Origin of the sequence: Pseudomonas sp. GM102 (assembly GCF_000282555.1) — a bacterium.
Classification (GTDB): Bacteria; Pseudomonadota; Gammaproteobacteria; order Pseudomonadales; family Pseudomonadaceae; genus Aquipseudomonas.
This window is the reverse complement of sequence record NZ_AKJB01000047.1, coordinates 94268-113338: the sequence shown is the minus strand read 5'-3', so window position 1 is coordinate 113338 and position 19071 is coordinate 94268. Positions and strand designations below refer to the sequence as shown.

Below are 19071 nucleotides of genomic sequence, written 5' to 3'. Positions count from 1 at the left end.
TCCTACAGGGAGGGCTGCGGAGGTTTTTTCGGCGTGACGAAGAACCGGCACGCATGTGATCCTTGCTGCTTTACCCAAGGTCAATCCTGATCCATGACGCTTTCATCCGCCGCTTCGCCTCGCCTCATCCGCATTGCCGCTGCCCTGCTGATCGGCCCTGACGGTCGCACCCTGCTGGTTCGCAAGCGCGGTACCCAGGCGTTCATGCAGCCAGGGGGCAAGATCGAGGCCCATGAACAGCCGGTCCATGCCCTCGCTCGTGAGCTGGAAGAGGAATTGGGGCTGGTTATCGATCCGGCGCATGCCGCCTACCTGGGGCAATTCTCGGCACCGGCCGCCAATGAGCCGGGTTATGTCGTACAGGCCGAACTCTTTCAACTGACCATCGATTCGTGCGTTTCCCCAGCGGCGGAGATCGAAGAGGTGCGCTGGATTGATCCGGCCACCGACGGCGATGTCACGCTGGCGCCATTGACACGGGACCTGATCTTGCCGTTTTATCGAGCCTCACTGATCGAAACTGCCTGATCGTCCAAGGACGGAGGATGCCCATGATCCCGCTTCAAGATTTGCTGATTTTCGCCGCCGCGGCGTTGCTGATGGTGCTCACGCCCGGGCCCAACATGATCTACCTGATCTCTCGTTCAATCTGTCAGGGGCGCAAGGCCGGAGTGACTTCGTTGCTCGGCGTGGTCGCGGGATTTTTAGTGCACCTGTTCGCGGCCGCCGCGGGTTTGACCGCGGTGTTCGTGGCAGTGCCGATGGCCTACGAAGCATTGAAATGGGCCGGCGCGCTGTACTTGCTGTGGCTGGCGTGGCAGGCGGTCAAGCCCGGAGCGCGTTCGCCGTTCGAGGCGCAGCAGTTGCCGGCGGACTCGTCCCGCAAGTTGATCACCATGGGCTTTCTCACCAGCGCGCTGAACCCGAAGATCGCGGTGTTTTACCTGTCGGTGTTTCCGCAGTTCATTACCCCTGAGCACGGTTCGGTGTTTACCCAGAGCATCATCCTCGGCCTGACCCAGATCAGCGTGAGCTTCAGCGTCAACCTGCTGATTGCGCTGTTTGCCGCGGGCATCGCCTCCTGGTTCGTCAACAACCCGAATTGGTTGGCGATGCAGCGTTATTTCATGGGTTTCGTGCTGTCCGGGCTGGCAGTGCGCTTGATGCTTGAGCAGCGGCGCGTGGCCTGAAGATGTGGATTCAACGGCTTGATGCCAGCCATGCCCTGGATTACCGGGCATTGATGCTTGAAGCCTATGACTCGCATCCCCAGGCGTTCACGTCCAGCGTGCGCGAGCGCGCCGTGATGCCGCTGAGTTGGTGGGAATCGCGCCTGACCAGCAAGCTGGACGTAGTGTTCGGGGCGTTCGAGAAGGGTGAGTTGGCGGGCATCGTCGGCCTGGCCTTCGAGTCTCGGGAAAAGGCCCGGCACAAGGCGACGTTGTTCGGCATGTACGTTTCGGGTGACGTTCGGCAGCGCGGGCTCGGCTATCAACTGGTTCAGGCCGCGTTGGCTGAAGCACAGGCCCATCAGGGCCTGAGGCTGATCCAGTTGACCGTCACCGCCGGCAATGAATCGGCATTCAGGCTGTATCAGCGTTGCGGTTTCGTGCAGTTCGGGCTTGAGCCATTGGCGGTGCGGGTGGGCGAGGACTACTTCGACAAGATCTACATGTGGCGAGAGCTCACCTCTAAGCCTTTGCCATAAGAGCTGTTGTGGCGAGGGGGCTTGCCCCCGTTGGGTTGCGAAGCGACCCCAAAACCTGCAATCGCATGTGTTCAGACACAGCGCATTCACCGTTTTTACGACTGCTGCGCAGCCGAACGGGGGCAAGCCCCCTCGCCACAGGTTCTTCGCTAGCATCGGGGACGCCAAGCCTGTGCCGTAAGATCTGAAACCACCCCGATCCCTTGTAGGAGCGAGGCTTGCCCGCGAAGACGGATTCACATTCAAAACTGCTGTGGGCTGACACACCGCTTTCGCGGGCAAGCCTCGCTCCTACAGGAGATAGGTCGCTCTATCGGACAGCGCTGACGCCATCCAGCGTCGAAAACGACGTGTCCTTGGCCGTCAGCAAAAAGTCGCGCATGTACGGAGCATCCAGCATGTCGGCACGAATCCCGGCATACAGCGTCGCAAACAAGCCTTTCTCACCCAGTCGCTTGGCCTTCACATAGCCCCGTGAACTGTATTCATGCAGCGCCCAATGAGGCATGCCGCAGACGCCACGACCGCTGGCCACCAGTTGCATCATCATCACCGTCAGTTCCGAGGTGCGCACCTGGGCCGGTTCGATGTCGGCCGGTTCGAGGAAGCGGGTGAAGATGTCCAGCCGATCACGCTCCACCGGGTAGGTGATCAAGGTTTCCGTCAGCAGATCTTCGGGCACGATGTACGGCTTGCTCGCCAGGCGGTGCTGATTGGCCACCGCAAGCATGGCTTCGTAGGTGAACAACGGCACGTAAGTGATCCCGACCAGTTCCAGCGGGTCGGAGGTCACCACCAGGTCCAGATCGCCTCGTGCCAGCGCCGGCAGCGGGGCGAAGGAGAACCCCGAGGCCAGGTCCAGCTCGACTTCCGGCCAGGCATCGCGGAACTGGTCGATGGTCGGCATCAGCCACTGAAAGCAACTGTGGCACTCGATCGCCATGTGCAAACGTCCCGCAGTGCCGCCGGCCAGTCGCGCAATGTCACGCTCGGCGCCGCGCAGCAACGGCAGGGTGGCGTCGGCCAGTTGCAGCAGGCGCAAGCCGGCACTGGTGAAACGCACCGGTTTGGTCTTGCGCACGAACAACGGCATGCCCATGCGCTCTTCCAGCTCCTTGAACTGGTGGGACAACGCCGACTGGGTCAGGTGCAGGCGGTCGGCCGCATCCACCAGGCTGTCGGCTTCGCGCAAGGCGTGCAGGGTTTTCAGGTGACGGATTTCAAGCACCGGGGGCTCCATGAGGAAAACTTGTGATCAACACGAAAAGGTTGAGTTTGTCTCATGTTGGGTGAGCTGTCGACAATAGCACCATGTTTTATAGCGTCCTTTATAGAGAGAACTCTTACCATGGCCTTGGCCCACACACTTGGTTTTCCGCGCATCGGCGCTGACCGCGAACTGAAAAAAGCCCTCGAATCCTACTGGAAGGGCGATCTTGACCAGGACGCATTGAAAAGCGTCGGCCGCCAATTGCGCGCCACCCACTGGCAACTGCAGAAAGACGCGGGCATCGACCTGCTGCCCGTAGGCGACTTCGCCTGGTACGACCAGGTGCTGACTCACTCCCTGACCTTCGGCGTGATCCCGGAGCGTTTTGACAGTGCCAAGGATAAACGTGGCCTGCCGACCCTCGACACCCTGTTCGCCATGGCCCGTGGCGCTACCGCAGCCTGCTGCGGCGGCGAACATACCCAGGCGCAATACGCTCAGGAACTGACCAAGTGGTTCGACACCAACTACCATTACCTGGTCCCGGAATTCACCGCTGATCAACAGTTCAAACTGAGCTGGGAACAGCTGTTCGACGAAGTCGACGAAGCCAAAGCCCTGGGCCACAACGTCAAACCGGTGATCATCGGCCCGTTGACTTACCTGTGGCTGGGCAAGGCCAAAGGCAATGACTTCGACAAGCTCGACCTGCTGGAGCGCCTGCTGCCGATCTACGGCGAAATTCTCGGTCGCCTCGCCGCCCAAGGCGTGGAATGGGTGCAGATCGATGAACCGATCCTGACCCTCGACCTGCCACAAGCCTGGAAAAACGCCTTCGAACGCGCCTATCACATCCTCCAATACTCGCCGCTGAAAAAGCTCGTGGCGACTTACTTCAGTGGTCTGGAAGACAACCTCGGCCTGGCTGTCAGCCTGCCAGTGCAAGGCTTGCACATCGACGCGGTGCGCGCGCCGGAGCAACTTGGCCAAGTGCTGGATCGTTTGCCGACTTACAAGATTCTCTCGGTGGGTCTGGTTAACGGTCGCAATGTCTGGCGCTGCGAACTGGAGCAAGTGCTGGCGCAACTGCAGCCAGCCCAGGAACGCTTTGGCGATAACTTGTGGGTCAGCAGTTCCTGCTCGCTGCTGCACAGCCCAGTGGACCTGGACCGCGAAGACAAACTCGACCCGGAACTGAAAAGCTGGCTGGCGTTTGCCGTGCAGAAGTGCGGTGAAATCGCCGTGCTGCGTGATGCCCTCAACGACCCGCGAGCACCGAAGGTGCAAGCCGCCCTGGCCGAAAGCCGCGCCATTGCGGCCAGTCGCGCTCAGTCTCCGCGTATCCACAAGGCGGATGTTCAGGCCCGAATCAATGCCATCGGCGCAGCGGACAGCCAACGCCTCTCACCGTTTGCCAAACGCATCGCACAACAACAGGCACGGCTGAAACTGCCGACGTTCCCGACCACCACCATCGGCTCGTTCCCACAGACCGCATCGATCCGTCTGGCGCGCCAGGCCTTCAAGCAAGGCAAGCTCTCGGCCAACGATTACACCGACGCCATGCACAGCGAAATCCGCCACGCCGTGCAAATCCAGGAACGCCTGGGCCTGGACGTGCTGGTGCACGGTGAAGCCGAGCGCAACGACATGGTCGAGTACTTCGCCGAGCAACTGGACGGCTACTTGTTCACCCGGTTCGGCTGGGTTCAGAGCTACGGTTCGCGCTGCGTCAAACCGGCGATTATTTACGGCGATCTGAGCCGTCCGAAGCCGATGACCGTCGACTGGATCACCTACGCCCAGAGCCTGACCGACAAGGTCATGAAAGGCATGCTCACCGGCCCCGTGACCATGCTGATGTGGTCGTTCCCGCGCGAAGACGTCTCGCGCAAAACTCAGGCGCAGCAACTGGCCCTGGCCTTGCGTGATGAAGTGGTGGACCTGGAAAACGCCGGCATCAAGATCGTGCAGATTGACGAAGCCGCGTTCCGTGAAGGGCTGCCACTGCGTCGGGCGCAATGGCAGGAATACCTCGACTGGGCGGTGGAAGCCTTCCGCCTGAGTGCATCGGGCGTGCGCGACGAAACCCAGATCCACACCCACATGTGCTACAGCGAATTCAATGACGTGATCCAGTCCATCGTCGGCATGGACGCCGACGTGATCACCATCGAAACCTCGCGCTCGGACATGGAGTTGCTGGAGGCCTTCGAAGCGTTCGACTACCCGAACGACATCGGCCCGGGTGTCTACGACATCCACTCGCCACGGGTGCCGGACACGGCCGAGATGGTGAAGTTGATGAGCAAAGCCGTGAAGCGCATTCCGGCCGAGCGGTTGTGGGTCAATCCCGATTGCGGGTTGAAGACCCGGGCCTGGCCGGAAACGGAAGCCGCGTTGGTGAACATGGTCGCGGCGGCCCGTCTGCTGCGCAGTCAACTGGCCTGACATCAAGTGGTTATTGACTGACAACGGAGCGCTTGGGGCGCTCCGTTGTCGTTCTTCATAGCGGTGGAAAGTGTTTGAGCGCCAGCGGTTTGCCGATGTCGCCCCGCCAGATCGACTCCACCTGAGCGCCGCTGTTGGCTTGAGCCTGTTGCCATTGCAGACCCAGGTTGCGTTGTTCAGGCAATTTCAGGTGACCTTTGACGAAGTCATTGAACGCAGGCTTTGCCGAGGTGTAGTGAAAGTGCGCATACCACAAGGTTGGCGCCGGCTCGCTCGTCAGATCGCGTACCTCATATTCCTGCAGAAAATCCCGTCGACCGTCCGGGCGCTTGCCCAGATCCCGCAATCCGCCTTCCTTGCGGATGTCCACCACCCGTTGTTCCAGCAGGTAGTCCAGATAACCTTCGGTCGGGGTTTTACTGTTCATCGACTGTTCGATGCGCAGCGTACGCCCGGCACGCGCTAGGTCTCGAGCCTGATCGGACAATTGCCGGACCAGCGGATCATGGGGCGAGAGGCGTTCGATGGCTTGGGCGCGCATCGATAACTCCCCAGCCTCGAAACTCATCATGTGCTCCAGATCCACTGGCAGCATGTCTTGCTGGGCATAACCGTCGACTTTGCTTTTATAGGTGGGCACCGCCGCGAGTCTTTTTCTGGCTTCGGCCAGCAACGGCTGAACATCCGAGGTGAGAGGCTGCTGCGACGGCGCGGTGGGTTCGCTGAGATGGTACTTGCCGCTGGAGCGCGGTAGCCAGGTTTCCGTGTGACCGTCGATGCCTTCAATAGTGAAGCGCTTTTGCCGAGTGGCGGTGTCCGTGTGCTCGACGCCGACCAGCAGTCGATTGTCTTCGGTTTCAAAGAGCTTTTTGCCGGTTGTGCCCTCCGTTGGCGTGATCGAGGCTCGATTGCGAAGTGCGTTTCGCGCGTACTCTTCGACCTTCGTCAGGTTGTCCAGGAATGGCGCGATCTGCTCCAGATCCAGATGTTGCGGGTAACCCAGCGTCCACGCCTTCAGGTTGCGGCGGAACTCGGTGTAAGTCGCCAGGCAGTCTTCGAACACCCGGTTGCGCTGGGGCAGGCTGGCGCGTACTTGCGACAGATTGTGCTGGGTGAAGAGAGCACGCCCGACCTGGGTGCGGGCCTGTTTCAGTTGCATGTGGAAATAGACCCAGGTGGTGTCATCGATGGCATCGACGCGGCTGATGATTTCCAGAAGGTGGGCAGCTTTCAGGTAACGGTAATTGGTCTCGCTTAACGTGTTGTTCACTGCCGCCACGTCAGCGGCCATCCTGGCTTTTTGATCCCTGTTGGTGATTCGGCGGTTCCAGAGATTGACCTGTTCCACCGCGGCGTGAGCCTGATCAAATTCCTGGAGGAAGGCTTTGCGCACGTTCTTGCGTTGTCCCATCAGGCGCAAATGGGCGCGGGTGTCGCTGACGGGGGTGGTGTCTGAGCGGGTGAGAAGTTCATCGATCCGGTTGAGGTGTTCCATCAGGCGTTCTTTGCCGAACTGTATCCGGTGCACCGTCCGATCGACCACCACCCAGGCACTGCGGCTTTGCAAATCTTCGATCTGGGTGCGTTTTCTGCCATGGCTCAGGGGCAGCAGGTCAGCCAGGTTCTGGTAGCTGTTTTGGGCGATATCGATGTCGGTCAGGCAGGCGTTTTCCAGGGGCGATCGCAAGGCCTGACGCTGGCTCGGTGTGCTGGCGTAGTAGCGTTCCATGGCAACGTTGGTGCTACGGGTCTGAGTATCGAGCCGCAGGATATAGGCGTCGGCGGTATTGGTCAGGGTCAGTTGGCGGCGCAAGTGGCGATCAGTCCACCAGCGGGGCAGCCAACGCCTGATGGCGGCTGGCCAGAGCGGATCCATGCCGTCGGCCAGATGCCCGAGTGCCGCACCGCCGCCCATGCCACCGCCATCCATCAGGGTTCCGTACACGGCGTAGTGGGTGTGCCAGTTGCCGGCCTCATCGAGGGCGATGGGCTGTTTGTAAGATCGGGCCCAAGTACCGTACAAACGCCAGCCACGAGGAGCATCGCTCAACTCGATCCGGTAGATGCGCCCATGGCTGATCATGAAGTCGCCGTCGGCATGCCGGTAGACATTGCGATAGACACCGTGTGTCGCCGGTTGCAGGCCCGCCAGCGAGATCTCGTGTTCGTACTCGTAGCCTTTGAAGTAATCGTGGACGCTGCGGGCCTGTCGCCGCGAGGTCACTTGCATGGCCCCGGCTTTTCGGGCCAGCGCTCGCAACTGGCGATGGCGGGTGACGGTACGGGCCGCGCCGGGCGCCACAGCGGCACCAGGGAGAAGATCCATGGCCGCGTCGATCAATGACAGCAACACCGATTCAAGGTCAGCCAGACCATGACCGACGTCGCCACGCAGGAACGCGGCGACCGCCAGGTTGGCGCTGCCCCAGGCGTCATACAGCGCGACCGCCGTACCCACGAAAGGCACCATGCCCAAGGCCATTTTCAGGTAATTGAACATCGCGCCGGACTGCAGTGCGCATCGCTCCAGGTACAACGCATCGTTGGAACGGGAGGTACTTCGATGGGCTTCCAGCAGACGCCCCATATGCACATTGAGCAGGTGCGCTGCCAGGGACGTGCTGGCCGGCCACGCCAGGCCGACGCCGATCAGTGCATTGAAGTTTCGCAGCAAGGCCTGATTGATTCGACTGACATGAAAGGCGAAGTCGCCCTGCAAGGCACGCCCGGCCAGATAGTTGACCATGCTGGTGTGCAGGCACAGGTTGAACAGGCTTTGGCGCGCCTGCTCAAGGGTGTCGTACTGGCGCAGGTAGATCCCGTCCGGGCTGTCCGGTAGGTAGAGCAGTGTCAGGCCGCTGAGCTGTTCCTCGATGAAGGTGACACCGGACAACGTGCTCGGGCCTTGATGCGGGGTATCCCCACCGCCCACTGTCAGATGGGCCGGCAGCAGCACGATACGCTTGCCCTGAGGCGCAAAGGTTTCCCGGGTATTGGCGTCAATGGCGATATCCAGCACTTGCCGTCCATGGGCATCGATCTGCCGTTGCAACAAAGCAAACTCACCTTGCAGTTTCAGCATCAAGCGCCAGGGCTCGGTCAGGCTTTCAAGGCGATACTCAAGGCCGAAGGCCGAGGCGCCGGGAGCGCCAAGAAAAGCGTGACGGATCTGTGTCTCATAATGTCCAGCCAGATCCAGCTCGGTCACCAGTTTGCGCAGGTAAGGCGGGGTGATGCCGGTTTTCAGCACCTTGCGTTCTGTCTCGGTATCCGCTGTGACGTCGACCTGCATGAATGACAGGCGCCACCACAGGGGCTGATCGATGTTCGATTGCGTCAGCTCGACGAGGGACAGTTTGCTGCGCGATTCACTGGCAATCAGCACATTCTCCTGAGGCGTTCCCGGGGCGGCGCCGGCGATCGGGACCTTCTGCCACTGCGTCGAGTCGGGCAGATCGATCGTCACCGCAAAGCCTTGCGTGAGGGAAAAGTCCTGGCGCAGGCGAGCGTCGATGCGTTTTTTGCTGAAATCATCCCGTGGCGGCAGATCCCTTTCGAGCAATTCATGGGAGCGTTTCATCGCCGCAATGTAGGTTTTGAACAGATGCTTGAGCTGCAAGCGCCGAGCATCGGCCAGCGTGCCGAGCCACTGCGGCAGCGCTCGAGCCAGGGCGCTGCTGTGGTTTTGCTCGAGAAATTGCGCGAAGGCCAACTCCCGGGCGGCGGGCATTGGCACGGTCAAGCGGGCGAGGGTGTGTTCCCGCAGTTTTTCCAGCGCCACCGTCCGCTGCCCGGCATGGGATGGCACGGGGTTGTCGGCAATCAGTTGTGCAGCCTGCTGTTCGCAGCGGTAGAGCTGATTTTGCAGGGCGTATTCGAACGGGTCACCGGCCAGCTCGCTAAGGTGCAAGGCCAACACATCGTCGTTGGCGCTCAGTTTGAACAGCGCTTGTTCCAGCGCTCGCCGAGAGGCGAACCGCTGCAAGCCACCGAACCGGCCGGGCCAGTACAGCAACAGGGAGTGGGAGCCGGTGCCGTGCAGCACGGATGGACGCGTGATCAGCAGCACGCCGTCCAGTTCCTCGGTTTGGGGGATGCCGTCGTCACCTTCGGTTGCTGACAGTGTCAGCCGCGCAACCGCGACCTCGGCATTGCGCTCCGCTCGAACGGGAGCATCCAGAACATCCTTGAGCATCTGGTGCTCTTCGGGGCTGATCTGGTCCAGGGTCAGCTGAATCTCTGCCTCGCTGCGCAACCCCGTCAGCCGTGCCTGATACAGCGCGGTGTAGTGTTGATTCGGTGCATGACGCAGTTCCAGCATCTTCAGCGCGTTGCGGGCGTTCAGCAATGTGGACGCGGCGGTGTGGCTGGCCTGTTCTGCTGTCGCCAGGGCGTCGAGGTATTTTTTCAGATTCTGCAGGCGTGGATCATTCAGATCGCCCTCGAAGTTTTTGCCAAGCAGAGCTTCCAGCGCTGCGCAGTGATACGCCATGGCTCTCTGGCGGGTGTCCAGCGCAATATCGGGGTTGAGCAAGCCGAACTGCGGGACACTGTCGCCGCTTTGCCCCTCGCTACCGATGTCTGCCGGTCGTTCTGCAGGCTCGGCAAAAACCGCCTCCTGGCGATGTTGCCCTTCCAGCCGGTCGGCGGCGTTCAGCGCGGTGGCACCATGCTCGGCGATATCACTGCCGTTGCCCTGACGAACACTGTTCATCCAGGTGACCGATACGCGAGTGATCAGTTGTTCGGCAGCCATCTCCAGCGGCGTGGTTTCGATCCGCGTGTATTCGAGGCTGACGTCATTGAGCCGGGCCATTCCGACAGCGTTTTGCGGGTGGGCGATCAGCCAGTTTTCGACCTCATGACGCTGCTTGAAGTGTTTCCAGGCCGGCTGCTGCTCTGGCAAATACAACAACTGCGCGGCCGGTTGCTCGGTACTGATGAGTAAAACCCCGGGCAGCTCGACACGGCGGCCATCAGTGAAGCGCAGCGCCATTTGGTTGACAACCACCCGAGGGGAATCGACAGCCATGCTGTCGCTGGGCGCATCGATCAACGCCAGCAAGGGTTTCATCTGTTCGGCCGTCAAGGTGCGCAGGGCATGGGCGACCTGGCTGGAGGCTTCGAAGTGCTGACGATACAACCGGGCGGCCAGTGCTCTGCGTGATACCGCCGTACCGGGCGCCCGGGCATGCCACCAACGCTCCCAGGCGTGATTGAGCAGACGCTCCGGGTTCAGGCTTTTGAGCTGTTCGAGCAGTTCGGCGGGGGACTTGCCGTAGAGGCGGTGTTCCGGTGCAAGCCCGATCACCACGCAACGCGCGTTGAGTGAAGCTTCGATCACAGGATGTTGCAGCACAAAGGCGCAGGCGTGGCTCAGGCTGACAAAGTGTTCTGGCCGGTTGGCGGTGGCGAAGAAACCGAGACCGACCCGGTGGCCGTCAAGGTCCCAGTGTTCCTTGAGCAATTGGTTGATCGAGGTGCGAGCCCCCGGGATTTGCGCCATGAGTTCGAGCCACTGTCGGCGACAGTCGCTCCAGCGCTGCGAGGCGGTCAGAAGCAGGCTCTGATCCGGGTTGGGCTTAAGCGGGTGGGTGAGGCCGAAATCGGCCTGTATGGGTTTTGGGGCGTCGGGCATGGCAACTGGTCTCCATAGGCAAAAAAGGCCCAGGTTGTCTGGGCGCTCAGGCCATTAGAGGTCAGTTGCTGGAGGCGCTGGTGGTACATAGTTATAGGCTGACGTCTTGCCTGCGGAGGGTGCAAGCAAGACTGTTTCGGCACCCGCGCGGGTGAATCAGTGGGTATCGCAGTCGGCACCTTGGGGGCTATCGGCGCGGAGGAAAACGGAACTTCAAGGTCAGCCTGATGGCCCAGCCCTTTTTTCACTGGATCGCCTGATCCTTGGAATGAAACTCAAAACGCGCATTGTTATTCTGTGGAGAGGTCGGCATGATCAATTTGATGATCGGAACAACTTTATTTGTTGTTTGGGCATAAAAGTCCCGTTGGTTGTGTTGAGCCACCTCCAGGCCACCCGCTACATAGAAGAATGCCTCAATGGGAAGTTGGCGTGGGATGCCAGGGGACCACGTCTGGATAATGACTTCGCTGAAGTCATTGATTGTCGGAAGTCCGACAGGCTTCAGTCCGATAGCGCGAATGGCTTGGTAAAAAGAATCTGAGGCAAGTTCGTTCATTGCATCTCGCACATCAAAGCTGCATTGATAGCGAAACGAATCAACCTCAGGCGTGAAGGTATGGCGGACCCACTGTTCGGCGGTGGTGATCCCCATGGTCTGGCATCGCTTGCTGTTCAAGGGATAAGATCCGGAAGCCCCGCAGCCTGGTTTGTCCCTCTCCATGGTAGCGCCGTCGATGGGGAACACACACAGCACCATTGTTTGCAAGCTGCCCTCGGGACGGCTCAATACGGGGTACAGGATGTAGCCATTGGTTCGGTCCCAAGGCAGGTGTTGGAAACTTGCGTCGACCCTGAAAAAGGAAAATGACATGCCGCCCAGTTCAATGGCAGCAGGGCTGGGATCCCAGACATGGAAGCCGTTCGGGGTGTCAGTCGCTCGTAGTAACACTCCGGAACAAAGGAATGCCGGCTGGCTTGGGGAGTCATTGCATTTATTTTTTGTTTCGTTGTAACGCTCTTGAAGTGATGCGGCAACGCTGGCGCCCGAGCTCGTGTGGCTGACGTTAATCACCGGGCTGCTGCTGCAGCCCGTCAGCAAAACCAGAAGAATTAAAAACACTAAATTTCTCATAGGTGACCCCTTGGCTTTCCTTCGATGGATAGCGAGCCTCAATGTAATGAAGAGGTGGGGGTCGCGGTAACTATCACTTTTGACAGTTACGACAAGCGGTAGGGCAATTCGAACCGCACTGTGAGCATTCGACGAAACGACCACTCGGCAATCTTCATCAAACTGTCACGTAACTGTGGCAGCGCGCTTGAACAAACTTCATCAGACTCGCGCTCTACTGGAGTTCTGCGTTTCGGTGTTTTTCATGCGTGCTTTATTTTTATCAGCGACCACTGTTCTGGTCGCTTTATTGTTCAGCCTGCCGTCTCTGGCGGCTTCGCGATGTGATGTCAATGTTCCGACCGAGCGGGTCGATCTGGCGCAGGTGAGCCTGGCCTACCAGAGCATTGGCCGTGCTTCGGACCCTGCGTTGTTGCTGGTCATGGGCTTGGGTGGGCAGTTGATTCACTGGCCGGACGAGGTGGTGGTTGCGTTGTGTCAGCAGGGCTTTCGGGTGATTCGCTATGACAATCGCGATGTCGGCCTGTCGACCTGGCGACAAACACCTGCCGATGCCAACCTGACCTTTGAAGTGCTGCGTTACAAACTCGGTTTGCCGGTATCGGCGCCATACACCCTGACGGACATGGCCGACGATGCGCTTGGGCTGATGGATGCCTTGCACGTCGAGCAATTCCACGTTTTGGGCGCCAGCATGGGCGGGATGATCGCTCAGCATATGGCGGCCATGGCGCCACAACGTGTCGAGAGCCTGACGTTGCTGATGACCAGCTCGGGCGCCGAAGGTTTGCCGGCGCCGAGTGCGGCGCTGGTGCAGTTACTCGCGCGACGCGGTGCGCCGAATCGCGAAATGGCGCTGGAGCAACAGGCTGATTTGCTGGCGGCATTGGGCAGCCCGACGGTGAGCGATGACCGGCAGGCGTTGCTGCAGCAGGCGGCGCAGTCCTATGACCGGGCGTTCAACCCTGAAGGCGTGAAACGCCAGATCATGGCGATCCTCGCTGAACGGAGCCGCGTGGCGCTGCTCAACCAATTGCGGGTGCCGACGCTGGTGGTTCACGGCACCGCCGATCCGTTGTTGCCGGTGATGCACGGCGTGCATCTGGCGGCGCATATCCGCGGCAGTCAGTTGAAGCTGATCCCGGGGTTGGCCCATCGTTTCCAGGAGGCATTCAAAGCGCCGTTACTGGCGGCGGTGTTGCCGTATTTGCAGGCCCACCGCGAAGACACCTCGCATTGGGCGCAGATCGATCCGGTGGCCGAACGCAATCTTCTATAACACCCACATCCAATTGTGGGAGCGAGCCCTGTGGCGAGGAAGCTTGCTCCCGCAGGGCTGCGAAGCAGTCCCATGACCGGTCAGCGCGGATCTCCTGATAAACCGCGCAAGCCGATTTACGACTGCTGCGCAGCCGAGCGGGAGCAAGCTCCCTCGCCACAAAAGCGCCTCAATTACAGTGGAGGCTGGTTTACGTTGGAACGAAGTTATCCAGCATCCGGTTCACCGCCAGTTCACCCAACATGACGGAGTTCTGGATGCCGAGCACGGTGTTGCGCTGCGGGCCGTTCAGCTGCCCGGCGAAATCACTCAACATCACGCTCGCCGCTGCCAGTGATTCGCAGGCGTTGACCAGCAGGGTTTCGTTATTGGCGTCGGGGGCGATGAGGTAAAGGGTGCTGGGTTTGCGTGGGGTGTCTTTGGGAATGACCGGTTTGAGGTAGTAATCGAGGGCGCGGTCGGCGGCTTCGTTGAGCTTTTTGGAGCTCGGGGTTTCGTATGGGGAAACGTCGTCGGTTTCCGGTGGATTTGGAGTGATTTTGAACATTGAACTGGTACTCCTGTTAGTAGAGCTGCAACTCATCTCGCTACTAAACGGAATGGGGAGGCAGCTGTGCGCAAGTTAGTAGACCGGCCACCAGTCAAAACCGGCGCGCCCGAGGGCACCATGCGCACAGCCACCATCAAGTGCAGGCGAATGCCTGACTGGATGACACTTATGCGACCGGAAAGAAAAGCCGGGCTACTAAACCCGATCACTGGGAATCAGTGACACGAACCAAGTTACCGACGGGCCTCCAGGCGCACAAGCCGGCGGATTCTGACGTGGTTGTAGGCGACGGCGCAAGGCGCTGTAGCTTTCAGGAAGTAACGCTAAACAGAACTAAACACGCCCTCCCAAACACCCCAAAACCTGTGGGAGCGGGCTTGCCCGCGATGGCGGCGTGTCAGTCACCGCAGATGTCGTCTGGAAGGCCGTCATCGCGGGCAAGCCCGGCTCCCACAGGGATAGTGGAACGGCTGCCACACGGGCTCAGCCTTCGGGTGTATCGTTCGAGCTTTCCGGCGCGATCAAGCCTGCGAGGTCAATGATGAGTACCCCCCTGAAAATCGATTTCGTCAGCGACGTGTCCTGCCCCTGGTGCGTCGTCGGTCTGTATAGCCTGACCCGTGCCCTGGATTTGCTGGGTGACGAAGTCCAGGCCGAGATCCGTTTCCAGCCGTTCGAACTGAACCCGAAGATGGGCCCCGAAGGCCAGAACATCACCGAACACATCAGCGAAAAGTACGGCTCGACGCCTGAGCAATCGCAGAAGAACCGCGAAATGATCCGCGCGCGTGGCGCCGAGGTCGGGTTTGCCTTTCGCACGGACGGCAGCAGCCGTATCTACAACACTTTCGATGCTCACCGCTTGCTGCATTGGGCGGGGCTGGAAGGGTTGCAGTTCAACCTGAAAGACGCGCTGTTCAAGGCGTATTTCACCGAGGGCGGCAATCCGTCCGATCACGCACAGTTGGCGCAGATCGCTGAAAGCGTGGGGCTGGACCGGCAGCGGGCCGAGGCGATCCTGGCGTCCGACGAATTCGCCAAAGAGGTTCGCGAGGAAGAACAGTTGTGGTTAGCGCGCGGCGTGAGCTCAGTGCCGACGGTAGTGTTCAACGGGCAGTACGCCGTCAGTGGCGGGCAGCCGGTGGAGACGTTTGTCGGTGCGATTCGCCAGATCATGAGTGAAGCCAAGGGCGGAACGGTCAACGGTTGAACTGACGTTACACGCTCGATCGTTCCCACGCTGCGTGGGAACGATCAGTTAACTGTAGGAGCGAGGCTTGCCCGCGAATGGTTCGACGCGGTGTCCCTGAAACTCCGCTTTATCGTTCTTCGCGGGCAAGCCTCGCTCCTACAGAACGGAGGCGTTATCCGTGAAGACGCATCCACACGCTGAACAACACCGTCGCCGCCATCAACCACGCCACCGCCGCCACCGCCAATGAAGCCTCCAGCCGCATCCGGTCGACCATCACATACAAGGTCGCCAGGTAGACGAAGTACGGAATGATCGACCACATGCCAAACACGATGGTGGTTTTCAGATCATCCAGCGAGCGCCCCTTGCCGACGATGTAATGAGCGATCAGCGCAAACGTCGGGAACAGCGGCACCAGGCCTGCGATGTAATAGTTTTTGGTCTTGGCCAGCATGGCGAGGATCACTACCACCGCCGCGCCCAAGGTTGCTTTGAACATCAGGTCCATCAGTGGCTCAACCCGTACTTCTTCACTTTGTCGAACAGCGTGGTCTTGGCCATCCCCAGTTCCAGGCTGGCCTGGGTCAGGTTGCCGCCGCTGCGCTGCAAGGCGTCGCTGAGCAGGTTGCGTTCGAAGGCTTCCACCGCTTCGGCGAAGGCCAGGCCCTGGTTGCTGCCGCTGGCGCCGGTTTTTTTGAAGGCCGGCAGGCCCAATGCGAAACGCTCAGCGACGTTGCGCAATTCGCGCACATTGCCTGGCCAGTCGTGGCTCATCAGGTTCGACAGGGTCTGGTTGTCCAGCTCCGGCACCGCGCGGTCGAAGCGCAGGGATGACTGCTGCAAAAAGTGTTCGAACAGTTGCAGGATGTCTTCTCGGCGTTCGCGCAGCGGCGGCAGTTCCAGGGTTACCACGTTCAGGCGGTAATACAGGTCGCTGCGAAACTCGCCGGCCTTGCTCGATTGATCCAGATCGGACTTGGTCGCGGCGATCACCCGGCAATCCACCGCCACGCTCTGGTTCGAGCCGAGGCGTTCGAGGGTGCGTTCCTGCAACACCCGCAGCAGTTTGATCTGCAAGGGCAGCGGCATGCTTTCCACTTCATCGAGGAACAACGTGCCGCCGTCGGCGTGTTCGATCTTGCCGATCCGCCGCTTGCCGGCCCCGGTGAAGGCGTTGGCTTCGTGACCGAAGATTTCACTTTCGAACAGGTTCTCCGGCAGGCCACCGCAGTTCAGCGCGACGAACTGTTTGGTGTGCCGGCGGCTGAAGTCATGCAGGCAGCGCGCAACCAGTTCTTTACCGGTACCGGTCTCGCCTTCGATCAGCACGTTGGCCGAGGTATCGGCGACGTTGGCGATCAGTTCCCGCAGGTTCTGCATGGCCGGGGAGCGCCCGATGATCCGGCCTTCGAGGGAGTCCCGCTCGAACAGTTGTCTACGTAACGACGACACTTCCCGCGCCAGGCTGCGTTGCTCCAGCGCCCGGCGGGCGACGTCCACCAGGCGTTCAGGGGAGAAGGGTTTCTCCATGAAGTCATAGGCGCCTTTCTGCATCGCGCCGACGGCCATCGAGATGTCGCCATGGCCGGTAATCAGCACCACCGGCAGGCTGCGATCGCGGGCCTTGAGCCGGGTCAGCAGTTCCAGGCCATCGATGCCCGGCAGGCGGATGTCGCTGATGACGATGCCGGCGAAGTTATCACCGACCCGCTCCAGCGCTTCTTCGGCGCTGCCGACGCCCACGCAGGGAATGTCTTCCAGGGTCAGCGCCTGTTGGCAGCCGAGCAGCACATGGGGGTCGTCTTCGACGATCAGCACACTAAGGTCGTTGTTCATATTGGCTCGGCGGGAGTGGGGCTTACCAACGGTAAACTGAGAACGAAAGTGGTACCACCGCTGGCCGGGTGTTCGACACCCAGGTGCCCGCCAGTGGCGGCGGCCAAGCTGGCGGAAAGCGTCAGGCCGAGGCCCAGGCCTTGTTCGCCGGGTTTGGTGGTGAAGAACGGTTCGAACAGATGCTTGCGCGCTTCGGCATCGATGCCGTGGCCATTGTCACGTACCCGCAGGCGATACTTGCCGTCGAATTCTTCGGCTTCAAGCCACAACTCCGGCTGGGGCTGCGACTGCATGGCGTCGAGTGCGTTGCCGATCAGGTTGACCAGAATCTGCTCCAGACGAGTCTGGTCGATCTGTACCTGTACGTCTTCGAGGTCGCGGTGCAATTGCAGGTGCGCGCTTTCCATCCGGCTGCCCAGCAATTGCAGGGCGGCGTCCACGGCTTTGCCAAAACTGGCCTGGCCCTTGTCATCACCGCGCCGGGCGAAGGAACGCAGGCTGGCGGTGATCCGGCCCATGCGGTCGATCAGTTCATTGATGGTCTTGAGGTTGGTGCTGGCCACATCCAGCTGACCGCGTTCCAGAAAGCGCACGGTATTGCCGGACAAGGTCCGCAAGGCGGCCAGCGGCTGGTTCAATTCGTGGGCGATGCTGGTGGACATCTGGCCGATGGCCGCCAGTTTGCCGGCCTGGACCAGTTCATCCTGGGCGCGGCGCAACGTCTCTTCCGCCTGCCGGCGTTCACGGATCTGGCCCTTGAGCCGTTCGTTGCTGGCGCGCAGGTCGGTGGTGCGTTCGGTAATCCGACGCTCCAGTTGATTGTTGGCTTCCTGCAAGGCTTCCCGCGCCGCGAGGCGGGTGGCAATCACCTTGCGCCGCTCGTTCCAGGCGATCAGCAGAAACGCCACCAGGGCAAACGCCACTGCCACCAGGATCCCCTGATTGATCGCTTCACGCCGCAGGTCTTGCAGGGGCGTGAGCAGGGTGAAATTCCATGGTGTGTCGCTTAGAGGACGGGTTTGCGAGAGGTAGCTGATGTTTTCTTCATCGGACTCCAGTTCGCTGTTGGCGGGGAAGGTCAGTTTTTCCTCGCCTTCGGCCAGTTTCTCCCGCGCCAGCGGTTGCAGTTCGTTCAGCGGAAACCAGTAGTACTGCAGGCTACGGGCCAGTTTTTCCTTGGTTTCCTCGCTCAATGGCACAACCGATTTAAGCCGCCGCGCCGGATCGCTGGAGAGAATGATGATGCCGTTCTCGTCGCTGACGAAGGCTTCCAGGCGCGCACGCTGCCAGCGTTCTTCCATGGCTTCGAGGCGGACCTTGACCACGGCGACGCCGATGATCTTGCCGTGCTCTTCCAGGCCATGAGCCAGGTAATAGCCGGGTTCGCCACTGGTGCTGCCGATGCCATAGAAACGCCCCGGCTGACCGCGCACGGCATTCTGGAAATAGGCGCGGAAGGACAGGTCTTCACCCAGATAACTGTCGACATCGCGCCAGTTGCTGGTGGCCAGTACGCGACCGGTGGTGTCCATCACATAGATAGCCCGACTGCGGCTGCGCCGGTTCAGGCCTTCAAGGTATTCGTTGACCGTTTGCCGGAGTTCCGGCGACGGGTCGGCCAACAGCTTGGAAACACTGGATTCGAGTTCCAGCAGGCTGGGCAGGTAGGTGTACTTGCTGATTTCGCTCTCGACGGCGCGGGCGTGCAGTTCCAGCTGGCGCTGGCCGTTCTCGCTGAGACTGCGAATTCCGTAGTGTTCACTGACCCAGAAGCCGATGTAACCCAATCCGATCATCAGGGCGATGATCAGCGGCGGCAGGAACAGATGGCGAATCAAACGGGGTTTCACGGCGAGTGATGGCGGCGCGGCGCGATAGAGAGTGGAGTCGCATTTCATCACAGATGCCTTGGGTCAACCACAACACAAATATCCATATACCCACGGGCCCTGTGGGAGCTGCTGTGTGAGAGGGCAAGCCCAACCGGATCCCGTAGGAGCCAGGCTTGCCGGCGAAGGCGTCCTTAAGTGCGCCTTTGCCGGCAAGCCTGGCTCCTACGAAAAACGGTT

General features: G+C 60.5%; 13 protein-coding genes. 6 read left to right on the top strand and 7 right to left on the bottom strand.

Going from position 1 to position 19071, the window contains the following annotated elements:
- Positions 1 to 93: 93 nt before the first annotated feature.
- The 3 genes from PMI18_RS19785 to PMI18_RS19795 are packed head-to-tail and all read left to right on the top strand — an operon-like array spanning position 94 to position 1708.
- Positions 94 to 528, top strand: a complete 435-nt coding sequence (locus PMI18_RS19785) for an NUDIX hydrolase (protein ID WP_007898550.1) — start codon at positions 94 to 96, stop codon at positions 526 to 528.
- A gap of 23 nt (positions 529 to 551) precedes the next feature.
- On the top strand, positions 552 to 1190 hold the full coding sequence (locus tag PMI18_RS19790; RefSeq protein WP_007898549.1) for a LysE family translocator: 639 nt from the start codon (positions 552 to 554) through the stop codon (positions 1188 to 1190).
- A gap of 2 nt (positions 1191 to 1192) precedes the next feature.
- Positions 1193 to 1708: a GNAT family N-acetyltransferase gene (locus PMI18_RS19795; protein ID WP_007898548.1), complete on the top strand. Its 516-nt coding sequence runs from the start codon at positions 1193 to 1195 to the stop codon at positions 1706 to 1708.
- A 310-nt stretch (positions 1709 to 2018) separates the two neighbouring features.
- On the opposite strand, the gene metR is transcribed toward PMI18_RS19795, so the two are convergent.
- A complete protein-coding gene (gene metR / locus PMI18_RS19800; RefSeq protein ID WP_007898547.1) occupies positions 2019 to 2936 on the bottom strand; it encodes a transcriptional regulator MetR in 918 nt (305 codons plus the stop codon).
- Between the two features lie 120 nt (positions 2937 to 3056).
- On the opposite strand from metR, the gene metE reads away from it, so the two are divergent.
- Entirely contained in the window at positions 3057 to 5369 is a 2313-nt protein-coding gene (gene metE, locus PMI18_RS19805) for a 5-methyltetrahydropteroyltriglutamate--homocysteine S-methyltransferase (protein WP_007898546.1), read from the top strand.
- Between the two features lie 55 nt (positions 5370 to 5424).
- Here metE and PMI18_RS19810 read toward each other — a convergent pair whose 3' ends face one another.
- Positions 5425 to 11007, bottom strand: a complete 5583-nt coding sequence (locus PMI18_RS19810; RefSeq protein ID WP_007898545.1) for a dermonecrotic toxin domain-containing protein — start codon at positions 11005 to 11007, stop codon at positions 5425 to 5427.
- Positions 11008 to 11251: 244 nt separating this feature from the next.
- Positions 11252 to 12142, bottom strand: coding sequence for a hypothetical protein (locus tag PMI18_RS19815; RefSeq protein ID WP_007898544.1), 891 nt, complete (start codon positions 12140 to 12142; stop codon positions 11252 to 11254).
- Between the two features lie 244 nt (positions 12143 to 12386).
- On the opposite strand from PMI18_RS19815, the gene PMI18_RS19820 reads away from it, so the two are divergent.
- Positions 12387 to 13421, top strand: a complete 1035-nt coding sequence (locus PMI18_RS19820; protein ID WP_007898542.1) for an alpha/beta fold hydrolase — start codon at positions 12387 to 12389, stop codon at positions 13419 to 13421.
- 190 nt (positions 13422 to 13611) lie between these two features.
- Here the strand turns inward: PMI18_RS19820 and PMI18_RS19825 are convergent, their stop codons facing one another.
- Positions 13612 to 13968 (bottom strand): DUF6124 family protein, encoded by a 357-nt coding sequence (locus tag PMI18_RS19825; RefSeq protein ID WP_007898541.1) that lies wholly within the window; start codon positions 13966 to 13968, stop codon positions 13612 to 13614.
- Positions 13969 to 14512: 544 nt separating this feature from the next.
- Here PMI18_RS19825 and PMI18_RS19830 point away from each other — a divergent pair.
- The gene (locus PMI18_RS19830; RefSeq protein ID WP_007898537.1) at positions 14513 to 15181 is read left to right on the top strand and encodes a DsbA family oxidoreductase; all 669 of its coding nucleotides are present in this window, start codon (positions 14513 to 14515) and stop codon (positions 15179 to 15181) included.
- Positions 15182 to 15335: 154 nt separating this feature from the next.
- Here the strand turns inward: PMI18_RS19830 and PMI18_RS19835 are convergent, their stop codons facing one another.
- The 3 genes from PMI18_RS19835 to PMI18_RS19845 are packed head-to-tail and all read right to left on the bottom strand — an operon-like array spanning position 15336 to position 18900.
- Entirely contained in the window at positions 15336 to 15665 is a 330-nt protein-coding gene (locus tag PMI18_RS19835; RefSeq protein WP_177319018.1) for a GlpM family protein, read from the bottom strand.
- Positions 15666 to 15673: 8 nt separating this feature from the next.
- The gene (locus tag PMI18_RS19840; protein WP_007898530.1) at positions 15674 to 17002 is read right to left on the bottom strand and encodes a sigma-54-dependent transcriptional regulator; all 1329 of its coding nucleotides are present in this window, start codon (positions 17000 to 17002) and stop codon (positions 15674 to 15676) included.
- Complete coding sequence (locus PMI18_RS19845) at positions 16999 to 18900, bottom strand: sensor histidine kinase (protein WP_007898529.1); 1902 nt, start codon at positions 18898 to 18900, stop codon at positions 16999 to 17001. The genes PMI18_RS19840 and PMI18_RS19845 overlap by 4 nt, the downstream gene beginning before the upstream one ends.
- Between the last annotated feature and the right edge of the window lie 171 nt (positions 18901 to 19071).

Excerpts from the sequence above, each read along its gene's own strand:
- PMI18_RS19785 (WP_007898550.1), top strand. The coding sequence starts at position 94 with ATGACGCTTTCATCCGCCGCTTCGCCTCGCCTCATCCGCATTGCCGCT.
- PMI18_RS19790 (WP_007898549.1), top strand. The coding sequence starts at position 552 with ATGATCCCGCTTCAAGATTTGCTGATTTTCGCCGCCGCGGCGTTGCTG.
- PMI18_RS19795 (WP_007898548.1), top strand. The coding sequence starts at position 1,193 with ATGTGGATTCAACGGCTTGATGCCAGCCATGCCCTGGATTACCGGGCA.
- metE (WP_007898546.1), top strand. The coding sequence starts at position 3,057 with ATGGCCTTGGCCCACACACTTGGTTTTCCGCGCATCGGCGCTGACCGC.
- PMI18_RS19810 (WP_007898545.1), bottom strand. The coding sequence starts at position 11,007 with ATGCCCGACGCCCCAAAACCCATACAGGCCGATTTCGGCCTCACCCAC.
- PMI18_RS19815 (WP_007898544.1), bottom strand. The coding sequence starts at position 12,142 with ATGAGAAATTTAGTGTTTTTAATTCTTCTGGTTTTGCTGACGGGCTGC.
- PMI18_RS19820 (WP_007898542.1), top strand. The coding sequence starts at position 12,387 with ATGCGTGCTTTATTTTTATCAGCGACCACTGTTCTGGTCGCTTTATTG.
- PMI18_RS19825 (WP_007898541.1), bottom strand. The coding sequence starts at position 13,968 with ATGTTCAAAATCACTCCAAATCCACCGGAAACCGACGACGTTTCCCCA.
- PMI18_RS19830 (WP_007898537.1), top strand. The coding sequence starts at position 14,513 with ATGAGTACCCCCCTGAAAATCGATTTCGTCAGCGACGTGTCCTGCCCC.
- PMI18_RS19835 (WP_177319018.1), bottom strand. The coding sequence starts at position 15,665 with ATGTTCAAAGCAACCTTGGGCGCGGCGGTGGTAGTGATCCTCGCCATG.
- PMI18_RS19840 (WP_007898530.1), bottom strand. The coding sequence starts at position 17,002 with ATGAACAACGACCTTAGTGTGCTGATCGTCGAAGACGACCCCCATGTG.
- PMI18_RS19845 (WP_007898529.1), bottom strand. The coding sequence starts at position 18,900 with ATGAAATGCGACTCCACTCTCTATCGCGCCGCGCCGCCATCACTCGCC.